We start from the raw sequence: 1,177 nt of genomic DNA, 5'->3' as shown, positions 1-1,177 counted from the left end.
AAGATTTTAGCTACAACACCAGCACCAACTGTACGGCCACCTTCGCGGATTGCGAAACGTAGACCTTCGTCCATTGCGATTGGAGCGATTAGCTCAACAGTCATTTGAACGTTGTCACCTGGCATTACCATTTCTACGCCTTCTGGTAGAGTGATATCGCCTGTTACGTCAGTTGTACGGAAGTAGAACTGTGGACGGTAACCCTTGAAGAAAGGAGTGTGACGGCCGCCTTCGTCTTTAGAAAGTACGTATACTTCAGACTCAAACTTAGTGTGTGGGTTGATTGAACCTTTAGCAGAAAGTACTTGGCCACGTTCAACGTCATCACGCTTAGTACCACGTAGAAGTGCACCAACGTTCTCACCTGCGCGACCTTCGTCAAGCAGTTTACGGAACATTTCAACACCAGTACAAGTAGTAAGAGTAGTTTCTTTGATACCAACGATTTCTACTTCGTCACCTACACGTAGGATACCGCGCTCGATACGACCAGTAACTACTGTACCACGACCTTGGATTGAGAATACATCTTCAATAGGAAGTAGGAACGGTAGATCAACAGCACGCTCTGGAAGTGGAATGTAAGAATCTAGTGCTTCTGCAAGCTCAACGATCTTGTCTTCCCACTGCTTTTCGCCGTTTAGAGCGCCAAGTGCAGAACCTTGAATTACTGGAAGGTCGTCTCCTGGGTACTCGTACTCAGAAAGAAGTTCACGTACTTCCATTTCTACTAGCTCAAGTAGCTCTTCGTCATCAACCATGTCACATTTGTTCATGAATACGATGATGTAAGGGATACCAACTTGACGACCAAGTAGGATGTGCTCACGTGTTTGTGGCATAGGGCCATCTGTAGCAGCAACAACTAGGATACCGCCGTCCATTTGAGCAGCACCAGTGATCATGTTTTTAACATAATCGGCGTGTCCAGGACAGTCTACGTGTGCGTAGTGACGTTCAGGAGTATCGTACTCAACGTGAGAAGTTGCGATTGTGATACCGCGCTCGCGCTCTTCTGGAGCGTTATCGATAGATGCGAAATCTTTAGCAACACCGCCGTACACTTTTGCAAGTGTAGTACAGATAGCAGCAGTTAGAGTTGTTTTACCGTGGTCAACGTGGCCGATAGTACCAACGTTTACGTGCGGTTTCGTACGTTCAAATTTTTCTTTAGACA

Annotated in this window: 1 protein-coding gene; it reads right to left on the bottom strand. The window is 46.5% G+C overall.

Translation table 11 applies throughout. The annotated features are described in order from the left end of the window. The coding region (tuf, locus tag AACT19_RS01540; RefSeq protein WP_017079846.1) for an elongation factor Tu at nucleotides 1-1,177 on the bottom strand (1,177 nt) is incomplete at both ends.

Source organism: Vibrio sp. 10N.222.47.A9 (assembly GCF_963872585.1).
Lineage (GTDB): Bacteria > Pseudomonadota > Gammaproteobacteria > Enterobacterales > Vibrionaceae > Vibrio > Vibrio splendidus.
The sequence above is the reverse complement of the archived record's forward strand: the minus strand, read 5'-3'. Positions and strand labels throughout refer to the sequence as shown.